Source organism: Bradyrhizobium sp. CCBAU 21365 (assembly GCF_015291305.1).
GTDB lineage: Bacteria > Pseudomonadota > Alphaproteobacteria > Rhizobiales > Xanthobacteraceae > Bradyrhizobium > Bradyrhizobium elkanii.
Map to the genome: position 1 here is coordinate 2,601,256 of NZ_CP030036.1, position 19,292 is coordinate 2,620,547.

Consider the following 19,292-nt stretch of genomic DNA (forward strand, 5'->3'; position numbering starts at 1 on the left):
GAGACGTCGAGATCGACCATGATTGTTGATCTCAGCGCCATTGAAGCCAACTATCGGAAGTGCCAGGGGCTTGCGCCTCGCAGCGCTTGCGGCGCCGTCCTCAAGGCTGATGCCTACGGTCTTGGCGCGACACGTATAGCGCCCTTCCTGGCTTCCCTCGGCTGCGCGCATTTTTTCGTCGCTGATGTGGAGGAGGGCGTCGCCCTGCGCGATGTGCTGCCATCATCGGCAAGGATCTATATGCTCTACGGCGCTTTGCCGGGCATGGAGCTGGCGGCCGAGCAGCACAATTTGCTGCCGATCCTCAACAGCAGGGAACAATTGGAGGCCTGGCTTCGGCATTGCCGACTTCGCAATCGCGCGCTGCCCGCAGGAATTCATGTCGACACTGGCCTGTCTCGATTGGGGTTTTCCATTGATGAGTTGCGCGCAATCGCCGAAAATAGAAGCGGATTATCTGAATTGCCTGTCGTGCTGTTCATGAGTCAGCTCGCCTGTGCAGAGTGGCGAGACGAGATTTGTCTCCAACAACTGAATCGGTTTCGCAGACTTTCCCACTTATTCCCGAATGCGCATCTTTCCCTATCGAATTCGGCCGGATTGTTCGCCGGACGTGAGTTTCATTTTGACCTCGTAAGATCGGGTGGAGGAATTTTCGGCTTCTCGACGTCCGAGGATCCCGATTTCAAGCCAATGCAAGTTGTTCATCTGCGAACGCAAATTATTCAATGCCGTAAAGTCGAGCATGGGGAAGCGATCGGATACTTCAGGTCCTACACAGTAAAGAAGCGGATGCGGGTCGCGACCGCCGCGATTGGTTATGCAGATGGATTTCCGCGTACTCTGGGTAATCGAGGGCATGTCTTCATATATGGTCGTCGTGCGCCTATCGTCGGCTTCGTTTCGATGGACCTTATTACCATTGACGTAACCGACCTGCCCGAGAGTTGGACGCCGCCCGGTACAGTGGTGGACCTCATCTGCCCCGAGCAGACGGTCGGGGATATGGCATCAGCCGCGAAAATGCTGAGCGACGAATTGACTACGGCGATGGGACGACGATGCCGTAGGCTTTACGTCTCATCCGCAAGAGATGATATGAGGCACCGGTGAACTCCTCCGCGCTCCGATCCCAGCAAGTCAATCGAGCGATCTACCTAGGCGATGAAGGCGTACGTCTCATGCGTCCGAGCTACTTCACTGCCGAGGTGCGGCAATTTCATCGTCGTGAGAGACTATTTTACCTCGATCTCCTGTGCAAGACCCACTACAAGCTGATCATAGAAGTAGGTTGTAGTGGCTACCGCCTTATCGGCATTAAGAACGATGACAATGATTATCTTGGCATTGAAATAAATCCACCTCGTATGCGTCGGTTAAAAAATCGGAGAGGAGCGGTTATCCGCTGCGAAGCCAGAAAATTCTTCGAAAGAACGCGGTTAATCGACGAGATAATGCGCCGATATGATGGAAAGGTGCTCTGCATACTGCCATTTAATTTCATTGGCACGATGGATGCGCCGATGGAATTTCTGTCGCTGGTCTGTAAAGCGCCTTTTGATCTAGCTTTGTCGCTCTTTTCGACGAGCGAGACGGCAACGGTGGCTCGCCATGAATACTATGACCTTTGTGGCATCACCGTTAAGGGGGTGGCGCGCACGGATGACTATGTTCGATTAGATTGTTCCAACGGGTTCAAGGCGTTCGCTTTCGATCCGGTCTTTCTGGTGAACCACATATCGTCGTATGGCTTCCGCTTGAATGACGTAGAATGTTATGATGTCTGTAACTTCCTTCATTTCAAAAAGGGGTCTCCCGAAATGAGGGGCAGGATAATGCCAACTGAGCCCAGAAACAGATATTAGGTTATAGACGCCAGCCGGATCACTAGAAAGCAAGCAGCACGGAAAGCCACGGCTAGTTGCATAGGTCGGCACCATTAGGAACGACGAGCTTAAAACAACCCAAGCCGAGGCCTCCGACTCCCGCCGATCGAGACGGTGCCTAGTCTGAAGTGTTTTTCAGCTTCGTCCCTGTTGCCTAGATGAAGCAGAATTCGTCCCTGCCAGCCTAGGCGTTCCGAGAGCAAAGCACCCTGTTCGGCTTTCTTGAGACTGTGTCGTCCAAGTCACCAAAGGTCTGGGGCTTCGGCTTATGTTGACCTGGAGCGAGGACTTCAATGTACGATGTCTACTTGAACGAACGGAACGATCTTCTTGTCGTTCCTCGAGGCAATTCCATTCCGATCGATCTCAACAGGAACTGGCGGAAGAAACGTATCGTGCGCTCGGTCAGCGAGCAGATCCGCGAAGATGTTCGGATCTACGGCTACCATCGGCGAAAGTTGCCGTTAAGTCGTTCGATGAACAAGTTAGCTTGATCTACAAACAACGAGCGATCGGCAAGTAAAATGCGAACGGTCGTAAATTCTAGGCGTTTGATTTTCGGACCGATTGGCGCGCCGAGAGCACTGAACCTCTTTATGGGCCGGAACGCGACCGCCTACCACACGCGGGACTTGACTTCATTCCGAGCGGCTTCTGCGCCCAGTGGTTCGCACGGTATCTCCGTGTTTGGAACGTAAGCGGCAAGCTGAGGCCGTCAGGCGGCGTGGTTCCATGGCATAAGCGCGTCGAGTTCGCTGCTCGGCCAACCGTTGGCGATACGCTGAAGCGTTACGGCGAGCCAGGCGAACGGATCGATGTTGTTCATCTTCGCCGTCTGCAGCAGTGTTGCGATAGTCGCCCAGGTTTGTCCGCCGCCGTCGCTGCCAGCGAAGAGACTATTCTTTCTCGTAATTGTTTGTGGCCTGATGGCGCGTTCGACGATGTTGGAGTCGAGCTCGATGCGGCCGTCGGCCAGGAAGCGCTCGAAGATGGCGCGGCGCGAGACGGCATAGCGGATCGCCTCAGCCAGTTTTGATTTGCCGGAGATCCGCCGCAAGGTCTGCTGCCAGAGGTCGAAGAGATCTGCGACGATCGCCGCGGAGGCTTGCTGGCGCGCGGCGACGCGTGCGTCGGGGCTTTGACCGCGCACGGTCTTCTCGACCTGCCAAAGCTTCGCCATCCGCTCGACCGTCGCCGTTGCCACTTCTGAGCTCCCTGCAACATGTAACTCGTAGAACTTGCGCCGGCAGTGTGACCAGCAGCCAGCCAATGTGATGCCATCATTGCCGCGATCGGATCGCGCGAGCTTGTTATAGGCGGCATAGCCATCCACCTGCAGGATGCCGCGATAACCATTGAGGTGCCGGACCGCGCATTCGCCGGAGCGGCTGTCTTCGAAGCGATAAGCCACCATCGGGGGACCGTCGCGGCCAAACGTTCGGTCATCCCTGGCATAGGCCCACAAATAGGCCGTTTTCGTCGATCCGGAGCCCGGAGCGAGCGTCGGCAAAGTGGTTTCGTCGGCAAAGACCCGTTCGGCCTTCTTGACCTCGCTGAAGATGTAGTCGGCCAGGATCTCCAGCTCGAAGCCGAGCTTGCCCATCCATTGCGCCATCAACTGGCGGTCTAGCTCGACCTTGTCGCGGGCGTAGATCGCCTCCTGCCGGTAGAGCGGCAGGCCGTCGGCATATTTGGCGACGGCGATCTGGGCCAAAAGCGCTTCCGTCGGAATGCTGTCAACGGGCGGCGAACTTTCCGTGAGAATGGGCTTCCAAATTTCCCTAGGTGACGGCGACGACTTTGGTTTCGGGGATCAGCCGGCATCGGGATCGTCATTGGCCTTTCCAGGCGGGCGGCCGCGGCGCTTGGGCTGCGGCGGGTTTGCGAGTGGGCGCGAGCGGACGTTTTCCGGCACCAGAGCGGCGTGCTGCCGGAGCCGATAACTCGATCCCTCGATTTGGATGACAACGGCGTGGTGAAGCAGGCGATCAAGCAATGCCGTGGCAACGACAGGATCGCCAAAAACTTCGCCCCATTCGGCGAATCCGCGGTTCGAAGTCAAGATCATCGCGCCTTTCTCATAGCGCGCATTGACCAACTGGAAGAACAGGTTGCCGCCGCCGGGCACGACTGGAAGGTAACCAATTTCGTCGACGACAAGGAGGGAGGCGCGGGCAAGGAACCGTAGGCGCTCACGCAAAGAGCCTTCGCGCTCGGCTTTTGCAAGGGTGGTGACGATATCGGCGAGCGTGGCGAACGCGACGCTCTTTCCAGCCTTCACGGCCTCGACCGCGAGCGCGGTCGCGAGATGGCTCTTGCCGGTGCCGGGTGGCCCAAGCAGATGGACCACCTCTGCGCGGTCGATGAACTTCAATTCGGCAAGAGCCAGGATACGATTGCGATCGAGGGACGGCTGGAATGCGAAGTCGAAGCCGGCGAGCGTTTTGACGGTGGTCAGGCGCGACATTCTCAGCGCGGTGCTGACACGGCGATTGTCGCGCAGCGTTAGCTCCTCGATCAGCAGCTGATCAAGCGCTTCGATCCATGTGACCTCACCCTGCTCGACGCGGCGGAGCGTCGTGTCCAGTATTTCCAGGGCGCGCGGCATCTTGAGTGCGACCAGGCTTTTCTTGACGCTGTCGATCGCTGCCGGCTGCGTGTGGATGGTCATGGCCGGCCTCCCGATTGGGCGAGCCGTTTGCCGACAGTTTGGTAAAACTCCAACGACCGTCGTGGGATGTGATCGCCGGTCCGACCGACGAGGGCTTCGGAGGCGCCAGGTCGCGACCTGGACCGATTGACCACCTGGCGATGCTCGGGTGCGACACGGGTTCGTCGGCGGCCTTCCAAAACAGGATGGACGGCGACGATTTGGCCTTGATCGAGAATGCGGATTACATCGGGCAATTGCTGCACCTCGACAATGCGGCGGGTACGGTCGGGGACGCTGTAATAGTTGCCGCCGATCGACACGAGCCCGTCGTGGCTGACACGCCGTTCGAGCTTGAGCAACGCGTCGAACGGCCCTGCCGGCAACATCTGCAGCTCGGGCCTCTCGGCGGCAAACGCCTCAGCGACGACTTTCTGCGTGGTGCCGTGCACGCGCGCGTTGGCGACAGTCGCGAGCCAGTCGTCGAGTTGAGCGTTGAGATCGTCGAGATTGCGGAAGCTGCGCGCAAGGAAGAAGTCCTGCCGGATGTAGCTGAACGGACGCTCGACCTTGCCCTTGGTCTTCGCGCGATACGGTCGGCAGGCCCTCGGATGGAAGCCGTAATGTTGTGCAAGCGCCAGGAGCGACCGATTATAGACGATGTGACCATCGCGATCCTCGCCTGTGACGGCCGTCTTCATACGATCGTAAAGGATCTCGATCGGGACGCCGCCGATCGCCGCAAAAGCCTGCATGTGGCAGCGCAGCAGCGTTTGTAGGTCCTGATGCATGACGAAGCGGGCGAAGATAAAGCGCGAATGGCCGAGCACCATCGAGAACAGCCAAATGATCCGCGTCACGCCGGGCTCGTCGGTAAAGATGCTCACGAAGCGAGCAAAATCCACCTGCGCCTGCTTCCCGGCAGGCGTCTCAAATCGCACTTCAAAGGGTTTAGGTACGTGGTCAGGACGGATCGCAGCCGCGAAGCGTTTCACGGCCGTATAGGCGCCAGTGTAGCCGTGCTCCCGAAGCTCGCGTGTTAAGCGGACGGCACTCAAGTCCGGGAACGCGGCGATACGTTCACGCAGATAATCGAGATAGGGCGCCAGCTTGCTCGGCCGGCCAGCCTGCCGCGGGCCATAGGCGGGTGGCTCGAGGCCACGCGCAATGTATTTGCGGATCGTTTTCGGGTCGCGTCCCGTGCGCCGGGCGATCGCGCTGATCGACAAGCCCTGACGATGAAGGTCCAAAATCACAATGAGATCTCCAAGCTGGATCATCCGTTCCGCCCCCGAATCGCTTCGGCGACAGGATCGGATGCGGAAAGCCTGAAAGGGCCGCAGCGCTCCGGTATGTGGGGCCTGCGCGCCGCGGCCCCTTCAGGCTGGGATGCCAGCTAGGGAATTTTCGATGCCCACATTTGGGGAGTATTCACCGCCCAGTGACAAATGCCTCCTTCGATGATATGGGCCGGGGCCGGCGCCTGGATCACGCCGTCCGCGTTCTTGAACGCATACTTGGGACGGCGCGTGACGATCACACGGAACTTTACCGGCACCACATCCAGACGCTCCGACACGTCCTCGCCGATCAGCACTTTCTGCTTGCCGGCATGCTCAGCCAGCTCTTCCGGCTCAATGACAGTTTCGATCCGTTCCAGATGGGGCGCAAAGCCCTTGCGCCGACGCGGTGCACGCTTGCTATCCGCTTGCGCACGGCCCTTGCTGACCTGGGCCTTGATCGCAGCGATGCCGGTCTCGATCTCCTCGAAGACAAAGGCTTGCTGTTCGACGTCGCCATTCGCAGAGCCGAGCTTTTCCGATCGTCGGCCGAACCGGGCGCGGTCGAAGGCCTTCAGGATCTGTGTCAGTCGCTCGATGCGCGCATCGGCATCGGCGTTGCAGGCCTTGAGATCGGCGACCTCACTCTCCAGAGCATCGGCGCGGGCCGCTTTCTCGGCCATGGCAAGCACCATGGCCTTTAGCATCTCCACGTCATTTGGGAGGTTGAGATCGGGCGGCATCATTGGGCCTACCAGAGCACATTTTGCCCCTGTTCTCTTGCCCTTTCAGCTCACTGATTCACTTCGCCGCAGTGCTTTTACCCAACAATCTCCGGCGGCTTGACCGCCGCGGTCCGGACCCGCTTCCAGTCCATCCCATCGACCAGGGCCATCAACTGCGCAGCATTCAGCTGCACCCGATGATGTCCGATCCGCGGCCAGCAGAACCTCGCCTTCTCAAGCCGTTTTAAATAAAGGCACACGCCAGAGCCATCCCACCATACGATCTTTATTCGGTCGGCTCTTTTGGCGCGGAACACATAAAGCGAACCATCGAACGGATCTGAGCCGGCATCGCGTACCAGCGCAACAAGGCCATCGATACCCTTGCGGAAGTCGACTGGATGGCTAGCCAGGAACACCTTCACGCCGGAGGGGATCATGCCGAACGCACCGCCCGGATCACCCGCTGCAACTGCGCCTCGTCGACGTCCACGCCGGCGCGCACGATCACCTCGCCAATGGCAATTTCGATCACTGCGCCTGCCGCAGACACCACCACACCCTCGCAACTCGAGTGCCGCGCGGGACAATGTCGCTCTGCCCGAGCATCACGGCGCCAGGCGAACAGCTGCGACGGGTGAATGCCAATCCGGCGGGCGATCGCCGAGACACTCGCGCCAGGCTCCAGCGCCTCTGTCACAACTTGCGCCTTAAACTCGTCCGACCAGCGTCGGCGAAGCTGCCGCGGCGCTCCCTCAAGACGCTCGGCAACCGCTTCGATCATATGGAAGGTTCTAGTTCCAGAACTAGGCGCAGACATAGAAGCTCACATCGGCTCACAAACTCAGCAGCCGATAGCCGATCGCTTACCCACTCCGCCAGACGGGGTCTCTTTGCCGCTTACTTTGGAACCATGCCGCGAAGGGAGCCAATTTGGGAACAGCGGTTGCGGATTCCGGTTCAGCAGCCCCGGAAATCCATGTGGGAGCCCGATTCATTTTCAAGCCGAGCGGCGCCGGGAGAAAAGTCAGACTAGCCATCTTGGGCTGGGTCGGAGCGTCGCTGATATAAACGGCTGGATGGCTTCGGCCGTTGTGCTTCTCGGGGCCAACTGCCGATCCAACTCAGCCTGACAATGGCGGTGTGGTTGCAAGTTTGCCCGAAGTTGAAAACCCTGGCATTGCTGCCAGGGTTCTGCCTGTCGATCCTTTTGAGAGGAGGGATCAGAAGTCCATGCCGCCCATGCCTCCGCCCGGAGGCATCGCGGGACCGGGCGCGATCTTCTTCGGCAGCTCGGCAACCATCGCTTCCGTCGTGATCAGCAACGCCGCCACCGAGGAGGCGTTCTGGACCGCGATGCGCACGACCTTGGTCGGGTCAATGATGCCCTTGGAGACAAGGTTGCTGTACTCGCCAGTCTGCGCGTCGAAGCCGTAAGGGTATTGATCCTTCTCCAGGACTTTACCGACCACGACCGAGCCATCTTCACCGGCGTTGATCGCGATCTGCCGGGCCGGCCAGGACAGCGCCTTGCGCACGATCTCGACGCCGGTCTTCTGGTCGTCGTTCGTGGTGCGCAGGCCCTTGAGCTGCTCGGAGGCCCGGAGCAGGGCGACGCCGCCGCCCGGGAGAATGCCTTCCTCGACAGCCGCGCGGGTCGCGTGCATCGCGTCATCAACGCGATCCTTGCGCTCCTTCACCTCGACCTCGGTCGCGCCGCCGACGCGGATCACCGCGACGCCGCCTGCGAGCTTGGCGAGGCGCTCCTGCAGCTTCTCACGGTCGTAGTCCGAGGTGGTCTCCTCGATCTGCGCCTTGATCTGGGCTATGCGGGCGTCGATGTCGGCCTTCTTGCCACTTCCGTTGACGATCGTGGTGTTCTCCTTGTCGATCATCACCTTCTTGGCGCGACCGAGCATCTGCAGCGTGACGTTCTCGAGCTTGATGCCGAGGTCTTCCGAGATGGCCTGGCCGCCGGTCAGGATCGCGATGTCCTGCAGCATGGCCTTGCGGCGATCGCCGAAGCCCGGAGCCTTGACGGCCGCGACCTTCAGGCCGCCACGCAGGCGGTTCACGACGAGCGTGGCCAAGGCCTCGCCTTCGACGTCCTCGGCGACGATGACCAGCGGCTTGCCGGTCTGCACCACGGCCTCGAGCAGCGGCAGCAGCTCGTTCAGCGAGGAGAGCTTCTTCTCGTTGATCAGGATGTAGGCGTCCTCCATCTCAACGCGCATCTTGTCGGCGTTGGTGACGAAGTAGGGCGAGATGTAGCCGCGGTCGAACTGCATGCCCTCGACGACGTCGAGCTCGGTCTCGAGCGACTTGGCTTCCTCGACCGTGATGACGCCCTCGTTGCCGACCTTCTTCATGGCGTCGGCGAGGAACTTGCCGATCTCGGCGTCGCCGTTGGCGGAGATGGTGCCGACCTGGGCGATCTCCTCGTTCGAGGTGACCTTCTTCGAGTTCTTCTGGAGGTCCGCAACGACGGCTTCGACCGCGAGGTCGATACCGCGCTTCAGATCCATCGGGTTCATGCCGGCGGCGACCGACTTGGCGCCCTCGCGCACGATGGCAGCCGCAAGCACGGTCGCGGTGGTGGTGCCGTCACCGGCGGCGTCCGCTGCCTTGGCCGCGACCTCGCGCACCATCTGGGCACCCATGTTCTCGAACTTCTCCTCGAGCTCCACCTCCTTGGCGACGGCGACGCCGTCCTTGGTGATGCGGGGAGCGCCAAACGACTTCTCGAGCACCACGTTGCGGCCCTTCGGACCGAGGGTGACCTGCACGGCGTTGGCGAGAATGTCGACACCGCGCAACATGCGGTCTCGCGCTTCTACGCCGAACTTGACTTCCTTGGCTGACATAATCGAATTTCCTCAGTTCAGTTTCTCATCCTTCGACGCGCCCGGGCAAGGCGTTTGTCAAGGGCGGAGTGGATGTGGAGGGCTGGGACTAGGCGGCTTTTTTCTTGGAAAACACATCGGTGAGAACGCCCATAATGTCGCTCTCCTTCATGATCAACAGCTCCTGACCGTCGACCTTCACCTCGGTCCCTGACCACTTTCCGAACAGCACGCGATCGCCGACCTCTACGTCGATCGGAATCAACTTGCCGGTCTCGTCACGGCCGCCTGGGCCAACCGCGACGACTTCGCCCTGCGAGGGCTTTTCCTTGGCTGTGTCGGGAATGATGATGCCGCCAGCTGTCTTCTCTTCAGCGTCGATGCGCTTGACCACGACGCGGTCGTGAAGCGGACGGAAATTCATGTAGGCCTCCTGAGCATTTGAACGAGTTGACAATGGGCGCCTTTTGAGCAGCCTCATTGTTGCAAGAGCCAGGCCAAAGATGAGCCGAGCGATCTGCCTGCAATCGTGCTGAATCTCTCGCTTGGCCCGCTCGTGCATTCGTCGGGAAGCAAACGTTTTTGTGTACACAGCTCGCCAAGCTGTTGCCAACCTGACATTGCTTCTCGTCAAAATATGAGTTTACCGTCACGCGCATGGATCAAGGTCGTGCACGCTCGGCGCAACAAGATCAGGCCGATCACGGCCCACGAATGGGATAGCAATCAAGCGCCGACAGTCTCCTTCCCTATCTTTTTCACGGCTCTTCCTTGTCGGCCCTGCGAGCAAAGCTGCTCGTACGAACTGGCTAAAGGAAAACTATACGGCCGGGCTGTTTTGCGTCGACGGCGCTGCATAGCGCTGATGGATCAAGGCGATTGGGACCGGCATATGGATTATATACGTTGATATACGTTGTGCCGAAGCGTCTGGCGTGTGATTGCGAAGTTGATGGCGAATCCAACCGATCTCCGCGCCAATAGGAAAACAACCTGTGTCGTCTGTAGAAGTACATCAGCATATCGTTTCACTTCTTCAGAAGCCCGATCCGGTCATCTTGGATATCGGCTGCAATGACGGAACCGATACGCAACAGTTTCTTACCCTGTGCCCACAAGCTCAGCTTTACTGCTTCGAGCCGGACCCTCGGGCGATCGCGCGCTTCAAGAAGAAGTTGGGCCTTTCCCTCGATAAGGTGCAGCTGCTTGAAATCGCGATCAGTGATAGAAACGGGACGATCGATTTCCATCCAAGCAATGCAGATGGAGAAGCAAAAGAATGGGATCTCTCCGGCTCGATACGCCGACCGAAAAACCATCTTACCGAGTATGATTGGGTTCGGTTCGATCGCCCGTTCTCGGTTGAAACCCGGCGGCTGGACGATTGGTGCAGCGAGGCTAAGCTGAACACGGTTGACTTCATTTGGATGGATGTCCAAGGCGCGGAGGCCGACGTCATTGCAGGCGGCATGCAGACCTTGAGCAATACGCGCTTCGTGTACACGGAGTATAGCGACCGAGAGCTCTACGAAGGTCAGCTGTCGCTGCAGGCTATTCTTGATCTATTGCCGTCATTCGAAGTGGCGGCTCATTATCCCCGCGCTGTGGAAGGTGATGTATTGCTTAAGAATACACGCTTCTAGCGCCTATCACATCCGGCCCTGGTCGTCATTCCCCGGAAGACCTGCCTCGGATTCTCTGCGGCGCAGCGCCGCAGGACGGCCGATCACCGCGCGAATGGATGCTGCAAGCCTCACGTTCCCGTCTCGGTCGCTATGCAGGCCTTGGCGATAGCGCACTTAGGTACCTTCGATAAATACTATTATCGTTTGACGATCATTTGTTTGGCGGGGCGGCACGGCTCGCGACTCCGGGGCGAGCAGCTCGAGCTTTCTCAGATGCCTGAACCAATACTGCCAGCCGACGCTCAAAGCGCTTAATCGTCCGAACTGCTGCTGTATGCTCTGGCCCCCTCGGAAGGCGGTTCACTGCTTCGAACAAATGCCAAAGCAGCTGCATCAGTTCTCGTAGATCCTTAAGATGCGCCACTTCAATTACGCGCTTTCCACCGCTATTGTTCCGTCATGCCGAAACATTCGTCTCCAGCCCAAGTCAATCGCCAGTGGGGCGTTGGATAGCGAGTTCGTCGCCGCTCATCGGCTGCAGCTTGTATTCCGTGATACGTCGCTGGCACAAAGCATCGTCGATGAGCCTCTGCGCCTTCATGCACGAATATGCCTGCATCAGCGCATGATCCCGTAAAATCAACGCCTGCCGTGTGGGGGCGAATCCATTCATTGAACGAAGACTTGCAATGACCGTGCCATCGCTAGCTCAATGCAAGAAAGGCATGGATGTGAGGATGCTAACTCGCAATTGATCGCAATATCTGGCTGGTGGTAGACCCGAAATCCTGGTCGGCACTACGCACGTTGCTGTCCGGAGCAAGAATTGTGTCGACTTGGCCTCTGGCGAGGATCATCTTGATCGCTCGCAAAGCCACGCGCGAGAAAGTCGCCCGAACCAAAAGATAGAGCAGATAGGGCCTATGCTTGCGCCCGCCTCGGAGCAGATGGCGCTCTCGGCTCCTTAATTTAGCTCCCTTCCGGTCACCCGAATGATCGTGATCGTAACGCGAGCGGTTCTTGGTCAAGAACGCTAACCTCTCGGCCATCCTGTCAGTCGATTGAGAGCCGCGGTAGCGGACGGGCGCCGCTGATCAGATGGGCCTGCGCGGCCACCTCAGCAAGATAGTTGTCCATCGCACTTCGCGCGGTGGCTGTACCAGGGTGGCGGAAGTTCACGGAAATTCCGTCCTGCCAGCGACTGATCCATAGGTATGTCTCGCACGCATCGGAGCTACGGCTAATCAGAAATCGCGTCCGCCAATGGGGCCAGCGGTCCGATCCGGGCACCGTCCGATTGTCCATATAGGATACCATGAAACGGTCGCGCAGTGTGGTGCCGAGCAGCTCCATGGCCTTTGAAAATGGCACCTGAGCCGTTTTCTTGGCGCGTTTGAGTTCGAACCGGGCGGCGTTCAGGATTTCCGGCAACGTATCGGCCACCCGGAAGCTCACCGGGCTCATCCCGACATACCATCCAACCGAACGCATCGATCGCAGATCGTACCTGGTGTGAAAGGGTGCAACGGCGTGGAATTGTCGTTGGTTCGCCAGTGTCTTTCCTGCCAGCGCCAGACAGGCGAAAATTCCCGTCGCCGCGTTTCCGCCCTGGGACCTGCAGCCGCGATCGAATTCGCATGCGCCAGCCGCATCGAGCAGCCACATTTTTCCGCTCCGCTGCAAGGATTTCTCCGGCGTATCGAATGATAGCGGAAAGTCCGGCAATTGACCGCCGTTCGCCGCGATCAGCTCGCGCCAATGGCAGATAGCAGGATGGTCATCGGTTAGATCGGTCAATCGCTCTCGTTCGGCCTCGGCGTGATCCAGATAGCTGTGCACCGCCGCCAGCTGGGGTTCCACTCGACGGATCGCGGCTGTGTACAGTTCGTGGATCTCATACGGTACCAAGGCCATCGAGTAGGCATCGCTAACAGAGTGGTCGGAGGCGAGCAGGAGGCTCGTGGATGTCGGCCGGCTGATCGTCACGAAGACGTACGCCGGCCAGCGCAGCGGGTTGGTCTCCGCGTCAAACAGTTTTTCGAGCAGCTGAGCAGTTTCGCCGCTATCGGCGCAGTCACTCACCACGGTTTGCTCAAGCGCTGCAGCGCCTGGATCAATCGTGGCGCGACGCATTGCCGATCCATCCTTGGCCAATCGGCTGCGTAATACCTCGTGCCGATCGACCCAGCCAAGGATCGCTTTGGTCAGCGCAGCGGCATTGAGCTCGCCTGGCAACTCGAATGCTGCGCCGAGCCAGCCCGGTCGGCCATCGTCCGCAGAGCGAAGATGTTCCTCTTGCACATAGGACGGGCGGCGCGGGTCAGCCCGCCAGCTGATCGGCTCGGTGACGTTGATCCGCCAAACCATTAGCCGCCCAGGCTGCCGATCAAGATCGCCAAATTCTTTGATGTCCATGAGCCAGTCCGTCGCGGTCATAGACGCAAGCTGCGCGCCTGGCGCAGCGGCCAAATCCACACTATGGAGGCCATGCCAAGCACGCTGCTCGCGAGCAACGTGGTGCGCAGGCTCGTCGCAGCAGCGACCGCGCCGCCGGCGAGCGCCCCCAATGAGGCCAGTCCCCACACCACGCTGCGGATACTCGCATTGATCCGGCCCTGTAAGTGCGGCGGGGCCAACGCATATCGAATGGGAACCTGCTGCACGTTGTAGATCCCTTGGCCGATCCACAGCATGAATTGAGAGAGGGTCACGCATGCCACTGCGGCCCACCAGGGCTGGGTGAGCAGGGCCGCCAAGCTCATTCCGCCGGCGCTCACCGCCAAACCGATCATTAAAGTTGGGCCGAGGCCGATCGCCCGGCCCACCCGCGGTGAGCTAGCCGCACCGACCACACCGCCAAGCGCACCGATGCCGAGCGCCATGCCGACGAGCCGGCTGTCAAACCCGAGATCCTTGGTCAAATGCAGCAGAAACGCCGCAGAATACGCGTTGTGCCAAAAGATGAATGTGCCGCTCGCCAACGTGACTGCCCGCAAAACCGGATTGCCGAACAGGCTTACCAAACCCTCGGCGACTTGGCCGAGCACTGCTCTCGGCGCGGCCTCCGAGCACCCAGCGTTACGCAGGGGCACCAGAGACAGCAACGCGGCGGCAAGCAAAAATGAAATCGAGTCCGCCAGTATTGCGGTCGGGGCAGAGAATTCGTTGACGAGCCAACCGGCCAGGAACGGACCTGCTGCCATCGCGCCCGCTTGGCTGAGCTCCAATGAACTCTGTGCCCGAACCAGCTGTGAGCGATCTAGCAGGGTGGGTATGCACGCCAGATAAGCCACGTCAGCGATCACTGCGGCAACCCCAACCAGCATGCTCGTCGTGTACAACTGAACCAGTCCAAGATGTCCAAGGTTGGCGAACAAGGGAATTGTGGCCAGCGTCGCCGCCATCACCAGATTGGCGGTCAAAAGGATCCGCCGATGCGGGAGGCGGTCCACGACGACCCCGGCGAACAGACTCACCACCAGGTACGGCGCTCGACCGCAGGCCAACAGCAGCCCCGTTTGCGCCGGTCCCGCGTCCAGCAACGTGATTGCGGTTAGCGGCAGCGCCAGCAAGGTTACATTAGAGCCCAGCAGCGAAATGGTCTGGCCGACGAGCAGCGCAAGATAGCTTCGTGGCAGTCCACGAGGCGCGGCGGAACAGCGCGGGCGGCTCACGCGTCGCCAGACAGGCGGGGAGCCGACAGATACCCAAGTCGGCTCAGCTCACTTTCGGCGATCTGCTCGAATTCCTCGATCTGGGCTCGCGTCAGATCTTGGACGTAACGACCGATCCTGCCTCGGTGCAGCGGCTTCCCCGCAGCCTCGGCGGCCGGATGGCCGTGCGGTTGTTCGAACAATACGTGCTCGTATTCAGCGTAACCGGCATGAGGCCCCCACCTAGCCCACCCTGGGCTTACGCGCGATAGAGCCTGGCATGAGTTGCTCGGAGGAGGTGGATCGATGGTAAATGCCATGCTTGATGCCAGGCAGGAAGGTGACTCCTATCGTCGTGTCGAGGTGATCACCGGGGAGCGCCGGCGGCGACGATGGACGGGCGAGGAGAAGGCCCGGATCGTGGCGGAGAGTTTTGAGGAAGGCACGAACATCTCCGAGGTAGCGCGGCGCAACGGCGTTTCCCGCGGGCTGCTCACGGTGTGGCGACGCCAGATTACGGCAATGGCCGGCAAGGCGCCGAGCTTCGTGCCGATCCAGATTGGCGCCGAGAGCGGCCAGCTCGCAGCGTCGGCGCAAGCGAGGCCCTTGAAGGTGACCGCGCCGCCGACCATGGCCTGTGGGGTGGTCGAGATCGAGGTGAGTGGGGCGCGCATTCGCGTCGAGGGAGAAGTGGACACTGCGACGCTTTGCACGGTGCTGTCGGTGCTCAGAGGCGATCGATGATAGCGCTGCGGCCCGACCTCAAGGTGATGCTGGCATCCCAGCCGGTCGACTTTCGCAAGTCGGTGCACACGCTGTCGGCGCTGGTGAGCGAAGCGTTACACACGAGTCCTTATGACGGCACCGTCTTCGTTTTCCGTTCCAAACGTTCCGACAGAGTGAAGCTGCTGGCGTGGGACGGCAACGGCATGGTGCTTGTAACGAAGTGGTTGCACGAAGGGCATTTCACCTGGCCGCCGATCCGCGACGGCGCGGTGCGTTTGAGTGCGACGCAGCTCGCGATGCTGGTCGACGGGCTCGAGTGGACGCGTGTCTCACCCAAGCCTGTGAAGCAGCCGGCCGTTGTCGGCTGAGAGGCGAGGATTTCGCTGGAGCGTGTCGCGCGCGGATGTATCGTCTGGTCATGGCGATTCGCCCCGACGCTCTCCCGACCGATCCGTCAGCTCTGACCGAGATGGTGCTCGCGCTTGACGCCGAGAACGAGAAGCTGCGCGTGGCGATGCAGACGCTCAAGGAGATGATCTTCGGGAAGCGCTCGGAGCGACTTGCGGTGCTCGTGGACGAGCAACTCGCGCTTGAGCTGGGCGATCTCGAGACCGACGCCACGCCACCTGCCGCTGCCAACGACGATGCGGCAGCGGCGAAGCCGCTTGGCAAGCCGCCGCGGAAGAAGGCGCGCCGCAACATCGGCGCACTCCCAAAGCACCTGCCGCGCTGCGAGCAGGTGCTGGAGCCGGAGGCGACGGCTTGCCCGTGCTGCCAGGGTCAGCTCCACAAGATCGGCGAGGACGTCAGCGAGGTGCTGGACATCATCCCGGCGATCCTGCGGGTGCTGCGCACGATCCGTCCCAAATTTGGCTGCCGCAGCTGCACCGATGGTGTGGTCCAAGCGAAGGTGCTGCCGCGCCTGATCGAGAGCGGCATGGCCTCGACCGCACTCGTGAGCCACGTGGTGGTCTCGAAGTTCGCCTGGTATCTGCCGCTGTACCGGCAGGTGCAGATCTTGGCCGGCCAGGGCATCCAGCTCGACCGCGCGACGCTCGCCGGCTGGGTGAGGCGTGCCGCCTGGTGGCTCAAAAGCCTCTATGAGCTTCAGCTGAGGACGATCCAGAGCGCGGCGCGCGTGTTCTGCGACGAGACGCCGATGCCGGTGCTCGACCCCGGACGACATCGCACCCGCATCTGCCAGTTCTGGGCGCATGCCATGGATGACCGACCATGGGGCGGGCCCTCGCCGCCGGCGGTTGCCTACGTGTTCGCTGCCGGCCGCGGCACGGAGCAGATCGCCGGACAATTGACGGACTTTTCCGGCATTCTGCAGGTGGACGGCTATGCCGCCTACAAGGCGCTCGCCCGCGATCATGGCGGCGAGATCCAGCTCGCCTTTTGTCTCGCCCATGCCCGCCGTAAGTTCGTCGAGGTGTTCAAGACGACGCAGTCGCCGTTCGCGCGCGAGGTGATCGAACGCCTGCAGGCGGTCTATGCGATCGAAGCCGAGATCCGCGGCTCGAGCGCCGAGCAGCGGCTCGCCGTCCGTCGCGCCAGGACCGCTCCGTTGATGGAGGCGATCAAGGCACGATTGACCACAATGGTTGGCCAGCTCTTCTCGCAGTCGAAGCTGGCGGAGGCGATCAACTATGTACTCAATCACTGGGACGGGTTGACGCTGTTTCTTCGCGACGGCCGCGTCGAGGTCGATTCGAACACGGTAGAGCGTTCCATGCGCCCGATTGCCATGGGAAGACGCAACTCATTGTTCAGCGGCAGCGAAGGCGGCGCCGAGAGCTGGGCGATCCTGTCGTCGATCGTGAACACGGCAAAACTCCATGAACTCGATCCTCAGATCTATCTGACGGACGTGCTGGAGCGGATTGTCTCCGGGCGAACCAAGAGCCACCAGCTCCACGAGCTGCTCGTCTGGAACTGGAAGGCGGCCCGTGAGCGCATCGCACAGGCTGCAGCATGAGCCCACGTCGCCCTAAAGCTTCATCGTCGATGGCGGCCGCCGCCATGCCGCTTGCGGAGCTCGAGCAATGGCTCCAGGCCCGCGTCGATCAGCATCCCGCCGCCACCGGTCTCCCCATGCTCGACGGCTACGTCGCCGCGATCGTGGCCGGACCGGTGTCGATGAGCCCGCTCGATTGGATATGCCCACTGCTTGCCATCGATGCCGATGCCTTCAACCACGGCGGCACCCCGGAGTTCGCTGCGATCTCCGCCGTCGCGCTGCGTCATAACGAGATCAGCCAGATCCTTTCCACCACGCCTAACCAGTTCGCCCCGATGCACCGGCGTCAACCCAACGGCGTCGTCGATCCGCGACCATGGTGCCAGGGATTCTACGCCGCGATGCGGCTCAGGCTGTCGGCGTGGGCGCCATTGCTGGACGCCAGCAACGTCAATCACCGCCTGCTTCTGCCCATCCTGCTTCACTGTCGCGACGATCAGGCCGGTCCGCTGCTCGGACCGCCACGGACCGGCCGCGAGACCCGAGACTCTCTGCGCAACGCCCACCTCGATATTCCCGCAGCCGTCGAGGCCATGCGCCAATACTGGATGCCGATCCGCTACGCACGCGCACGCTGATCACCGCCGACGTGGGAGCTCATACCGGTTACGGTTAAGCGTCACAAAGGCCATGCGGGCAGCATTTCGAAGGCCACCAGGACTGTTGTCTCCTAAACTTCTAGCAATCATCAGACGGGGGTTAGCTGGAACAGCAAAGCTGCGCATTTATCGGAAAAAAGCCCGGCCTCATTCGAGGGCCGGGCGGAAGTCAGTCTGGGCGAACGAGGCTGCTAAGCGTCGCGCCAGCTCGCGTCGACAGAGGGAGGGCTGCCGACGGTTATTTGCGGTGATGCATTCACCGCAAATTTCTAATCACAAAAGGATTGATGTCGGTCTGGCGTTGTTTCCTTTTTTACCAAGGCGATACTCACCAATGCGCCGACAGCCCGGGATCATCTATCCTCGACGCCACTCATCTTATCGATATGTTCTTGACGATCCTCGTAAAGCAAAGTCGACCGCTTAGGTGTCGTTGTCGCGCCTCTGGCGGAGGAGCCCCGCTGGCTTGTCCGAGGCCCCTCGCGTCCTGCTTTGAGATGCTACAACGTGACGCTAGGTACGAATCAAGTTGTTTGAGCTGCGGCGCGCGCCATTAAAATCTGAACTCCGATTTCTAACAGGCAGCTAATCAATCCGCGAGCTGCCGCAACAGTGCATGCCATATTCTGCTTATGTGCCTGTGCTTGTACCACGTGAGCGCTTGGAGATTTTACCAGCGCGGTTTGTGGAGTCTCCGCACAGATCACTGCAGCGACGAAGCTTTGCGACCGCAGGTTAGGTCGCGCACGCTGTAATCACGCTCAAGTGGTTCCAGAAAGCACAGCCGAGCGAACGCGGCTGCAGGTCGAATAGCGTCGGTACGGATCGGAACTGGCGTGCGCTTGTTGATTTGCTTGTACGAAGAATACGAAGCGGCGGCCAAAGAAATTCAGCGCAGGAAGCATGAGCGCGGAATTCCCCCAGTAATTCGAACTGATCTCGCAGAAAATCAACAGCATGACCGTTCCATTCAATGAGCTCCCTACGCCTAAGCTCCGGGATCGTCCGATTCGCTTGCGCAGTCGAGAGGCCGCATGCATCGGCGACGTCTTGCTGCATGACGGGGACATGAAGACGACCATTGTCCAGCAGCCCACGAGCTCAAGCCGCGCAGATAAGAAAGGGAGGCGGCGCTTCTGCTCGATCGTGTTGGCCGTCATGCCCGCCAAGATTCTGTACGGAATGCTCGGATCTGTGACCGCAATGGCACACTGAGCCGAGGTAGCGAGATCGTCCGACCGCAGCGTACCGTGTTTAACGGCGTAAAAATACGGGACTCCAG

Annotated in this window: 19 protein-coding genes and 2 pseudogenes; 8 read left to right on the top strand and 13 right to left on the bottom strand. The window is 60.3% G+C overall.

Annotated elements, in window-relative coordinates; genetic code table 11:
• Positions 1-18: 18 nt before the first annotated feature.
• From alr to XI02_RS11940, 3 genes are all read left to right on the top strand, one after another.
• Entirely contained in the window at positions 19-1,113 is a 1,095-nt protein-coding gene (alr, locus tag XI02_RS11930) for an alanine racemase (protein ID WP_016841046.1), read from the top strand.
• Positions 1,110-1,865 carry a hypothetical protein gene (locus tag XI02_RS11935; RefSeq protein ID WP_244620922.1) on the top strand — a complete coding sequence of 252 codons (756 nt, stop codon included), beginning with the start codon at positions 1,110-1,112 and terminating at the stop codon, positions 1,863-1,865. The genes alr and XI02_RS11935 overlap by 4 nt, the downstream gene beginning before the upstream one ends.
• Positions 1,866-2,179: 314 nt before the next feature.
• Positions 2,180-2,380, top strand: a complete 201-nt coding sequence (locus tag XI02_RS11940; RefSeq protein WP_075968505.1) for a hypothetical protein — start codon at positions 2,180-2,182, stop codon at positions 2,378-2,380.
• A gap of 221 nt (positions 2,381-2,601) precedes the next feature.
• Here the strand turns inward: XI02_RS11940 and XI02_RS11945 are convergent.
• The 8 genes and pseudogenes from XI02_RS11945 to groES all read right to left on the bottom strand — a co-directional run.
• Positions 2,602-3,618 (bottom strand): annotated as a pseudogene (locus tag XI02_RS11945) (IS66 family transposase); the annotation flags it as partial.
• 81 nt (positions 3,619-3,699) lie between these two features.
• A complete protein-coding gene (gene istB / locus XI02_RS11950; protein WP_016844265.1) occupies positions 3,700-4,557 on the bottom strand; it encodes an IS21-like element helper ATPase IstB in 858 nt (285 codons plus the stop codon).
• Positions 4,554-5,816, bottom strand: coding sequence for an IS21 family transposase (gene istA / locus XI02_RS11955; protein ID WP_016844266.1), 1,263 nt, complete (start codon positions 5,814-5,816; stop codon positions 4,554-4,556). Before istA ends, istB begins: the two co-directional genes overlap by 4 nt.
• Before the next feature lie 167 nt (positions 5,817-5,983).
• A pseudogene (locus tag XI02_RS11960) lies at positions 5,984-6,562 on the bottom strand (IS66 family transposase zinc-finger binding domain-containing protein); the annotation flags it as partial.
• Positions 6,563-6,636: 74 nt separating this feature from the next.
• Positions 6,637-6,981: an IS66 family insertion sequence element accessory protein TnpB gene (gene tnpB, locus XI02_RS11965; RefSeq protein WP_016844268.1), complete on the bottom strand. Its 345-nt coding sequence runs from the start codon at positions 6,979-6,981 to the stop codon at positions 6,637-6,639.
• Complete coding sequence (locus XI02_RS46330) at positions 6,978-7,325, bottom strand: transposase (protein WP_018270221.1); 348 nt, start codon at positions 7,323-7,325, stop codon at positions 6,978-6,980. The genes tnpB (XI02_RS11965) and XI02_RS46330 overlap by 4 nt, the downstream gene beginning before the upstream one ends.
• Before the next feature lie 439 nt (positions 7,326-7,764).
• Positions 7,765-9,405, bottom strand: coding sequence for a chaperonin GroEL (groL, locus tag XI02_RS11975; RefSeq protein WP_168858704.1), 1,641 nt, complete (start codon positions 9,403-9,405; stop codon positions 7,765-7,767).
• Positions 9,406-9,493: 88 nt separating this feature from the next.
• Positions 9,494-9,808: a co-chaperone GroES gene (gene groES, locus XI02_RS11980; protein ID WP_016845959.1), complete on the bottom strand. Its 315-nt coding sequence runs from the start codon at positions 9,806-9,808 to the stop codon at positions 9,494-9,496.
• A gap of 571 nt (positions 9,809-10,379) precedes the next feature.
• Here groES and XI02_RS11985 point away from each other — a divergent pair.
• On the top strand, positions 10,380-11,027 hold the full coding sequence (locus tag XI02_RS11985; protein WP_016845960.1) for an FkbM family methyltransferase: 648 nt from the start codon (positions 10,380-10,382) through the stop codon (positions 11,025-11,027).
• Positions 11,028-11,496: 469 nt separating this feature from the next.
• Here XI02_RS11985 and XI02_RS11990 read toward each other — a convergent pair whose 3' ends face one another.
• The 4 genes from XI02_RS11990 to XI02_RS12005 all read right to left on the bottom strand — a co-directional run bounded on the left by XI02_RS11990 (position 11,497) and on the right by XI02_RS12005 (position 14,865).
• A complete protein-coding gene (locus XI02_RS11990) occupies positions 11,497-11,682 on the bottom strand; it encodes a hypothetical protein (protein ID WP_016845961.1) in 186 nt (61 codons plus the stop codon).
• 380 nt (positions 11,683-12,062) lie between these two features.
• Positions 12,063-13,424 carry a condensation domain-containing protein gene (locus XI02_RS11995; RefSeq protein ID WP_233475763.1) on the bottom strand — a complete coding sequence of 454 codons (1,362 nt, stop codon included), beginning with the start codon at positions 13,422-13,424 and terminating at the stop codon, positions 12,063-12,065.
• A gap of 17 nt (positions 13,425-13,441) precedes the next feature.
• Entirely contained in the window at positions 13,442-14,683 is a 1,242-nt protein-coding gene (locus tag XI02_RS12000) for an MFS transporter (protein ID WP_240536984.1), read from the bottom strand.
• On the bottom strand, positions 14,680-14,865 hold the full coding sequence (locus XI02_RS12005) for a hypothetical protein (protein WP_038376181.1): 186 nt from the start codon (positions 14,863-14,865) through the stop codon (positions 14,680-14,682). The genes XI02_RS12000 and XI02_RS12005 overlap by 4 nt, the downstream gene beginning before the upstream one ends.
• Positions 14,866-14,968: 103 nt before the next feature.
• On the opposite strand from XI02_RS12005, the gene XI02_RS46335 reads away from it, so the two are divergent.
• Genes XI02_RS46335 through XI02_RS12025 form a run of 4 tightly spaced genes read left to right on the top strand, consistent with a single transcriptional unit; the run spans position 14,969 to position 17,989 of the window.
• Entirely contained in the window at positions 14,969-15,406 is a 438-nt protein-coding gene (locus XI02_RS46335) for a transposase (protein WP_038381409.1), read from the top strand.
• Positions 15,403-15,756, top strand: a complete 354-nt coding sequence (gene tnpB, locus XI02_RS12015; protein ID WP_018268845.1) for an IS66 family insertion sequence element accessory protein TnpB — start codon at positions 15,403-15,405, stop codon at positions 15,754-15,756. Before XI02_RS46335 ends, tnpB (XI02_RS12015) begins: the two co-directional genes overlap by 4 nt.
• Before the next feature lie 50 nt (positions 15,757-15,806).
• Positions 15,807-17,369, top strand: coding sequence for an IS66 family transposase (locus XI02_RS12020; protein ID WP_129964824.1), 1,563 nt, complete (start codon positions 15,807-15,809; stop codon positions 17,367-17,369).
• 29 nt (positions 17,370-17,398) lie between these two features.
• Positions 17,399-17,989, top strand: a complete 591-nt coding sequence (locus tag XI02_RS12025; protein ID WP_018270224.1) for a UPF0149 family protein — start codon at positions 17,399-17,401, stop codon at positions 17,987-17,989.
• Positions 17,990-18,771: 782 nt separating this feature from the next.
• Here the strand turns inward: XI02_RS12025 and XI02_RS12030 are convergent.
• Positions 18,772-18,969, bottom strand: coding sequence for a hypothetical protein (locus XI02_RS12030; protein WP_016842082.1), 198 nt, complete (start codon positions 18,967-18,969; stop codon positions 18,772-18,774).
• Positions 18,970-19,292 lie beyond the last annotated feature (323 nt).

Coding starts and splice junctions, on each gene's coding strand:
- alr (WP_016841046.1), top strand. CDS start 19: ATGATTGTTGATCTCAGCGCCATTGAAGCCAACTATCGGAAGTGCCAG.
- XI02_RS11940 (WP_075968505.1), top strand. CDS start 2,180: ATGTACGATGTCTACTTGAACGAACGGAACGATCTTCTTGTCGTTCCT.
- istB (WP_016844265.1), bottom strand. CDS start 4,557: ATGACCATCCACACGCAGCCGGCAGCGATCGACAGCGTCAAGAAAAGC.
- istA (WP_016844266.1), bottom strand. CDS start 5,816: ATGATCCAGCTTGGAGATCTCATTGTGATTTTGGACCTTCATCGTCAG.
- tnpB (WP_016844268.1), bottom strand. CDS start 6,981: ATGATCCCCTCCGGCGTGAAGGTGTTCCTGGCTAGCCATCCAGTCGAC.
- XI02_RS46330 (WP_018270221.1), bottom strand. CDS start 7,325: ATGATCGAAGCGGTTGCCGAGCGTCTTGAGGGAGCGCCGCGGCAGCTT.
- groL (WP_168858704.1), bottom strand. CDS start 9,405: ATGTCAGCCAAGGAAGTCAAGTTCGGCGTAGAAGCGCGAGACCGCATG.
- groES (WP_016845959.1), bottom strand. CDS start 9,808: ATGAATTTCCGTCCGCTTCACGACCGCGTCGTGGTCAAGCGCATCGAC.
- XI02_RS11990 (WP_016845961.1), bottom strand. CDS start 11,682: ATGAATGGATTCGCCCCCACACGGCAGGCGTTGATTTTACGGGATCAT.
- XI02_RS11995 (WP_233475763.1), bottom strand. CDS start 13,424: ATGGACATCAAAGAATTTGGCGATCTTGATCGGCAGCCTGGGCGGCTA.
- XI02_RS46335 (WP_038381409.1), top strand. CDS start 14,969: ATGGTAAATGCCATGCTTGATGCCAGGCAGGAAGGTGACTCCTATCGT.
- tnpB (WP_018268845.1), top strand. CDS start 15,403: ATGATAGCGCTGCGGCCCGACCTCAAGGTGATGCTGGCATCCCAGCCG.
- XI02_RS12020 (WP_129964824.1), top strand. CDS start 15,807: ATGGCGATTCGCCCCGACGCTCTCCCGACCGATCCGTCAGCTCTGACC.
- XI02_RS12025 (WP_018270224.1), top strand. CDS start 17,399: ATGGCGGCCGCCGCCATGCCGCTTGCGGAGCTCGAGCAATGGCTCCAG.
- XI02_RS12030 (WP_016842082.1), bottom strand. CDS start 18,969: ATGCTGTTGATTTTCTGCGAGATCAGTTCGAATTACTGGGGGAATTCC.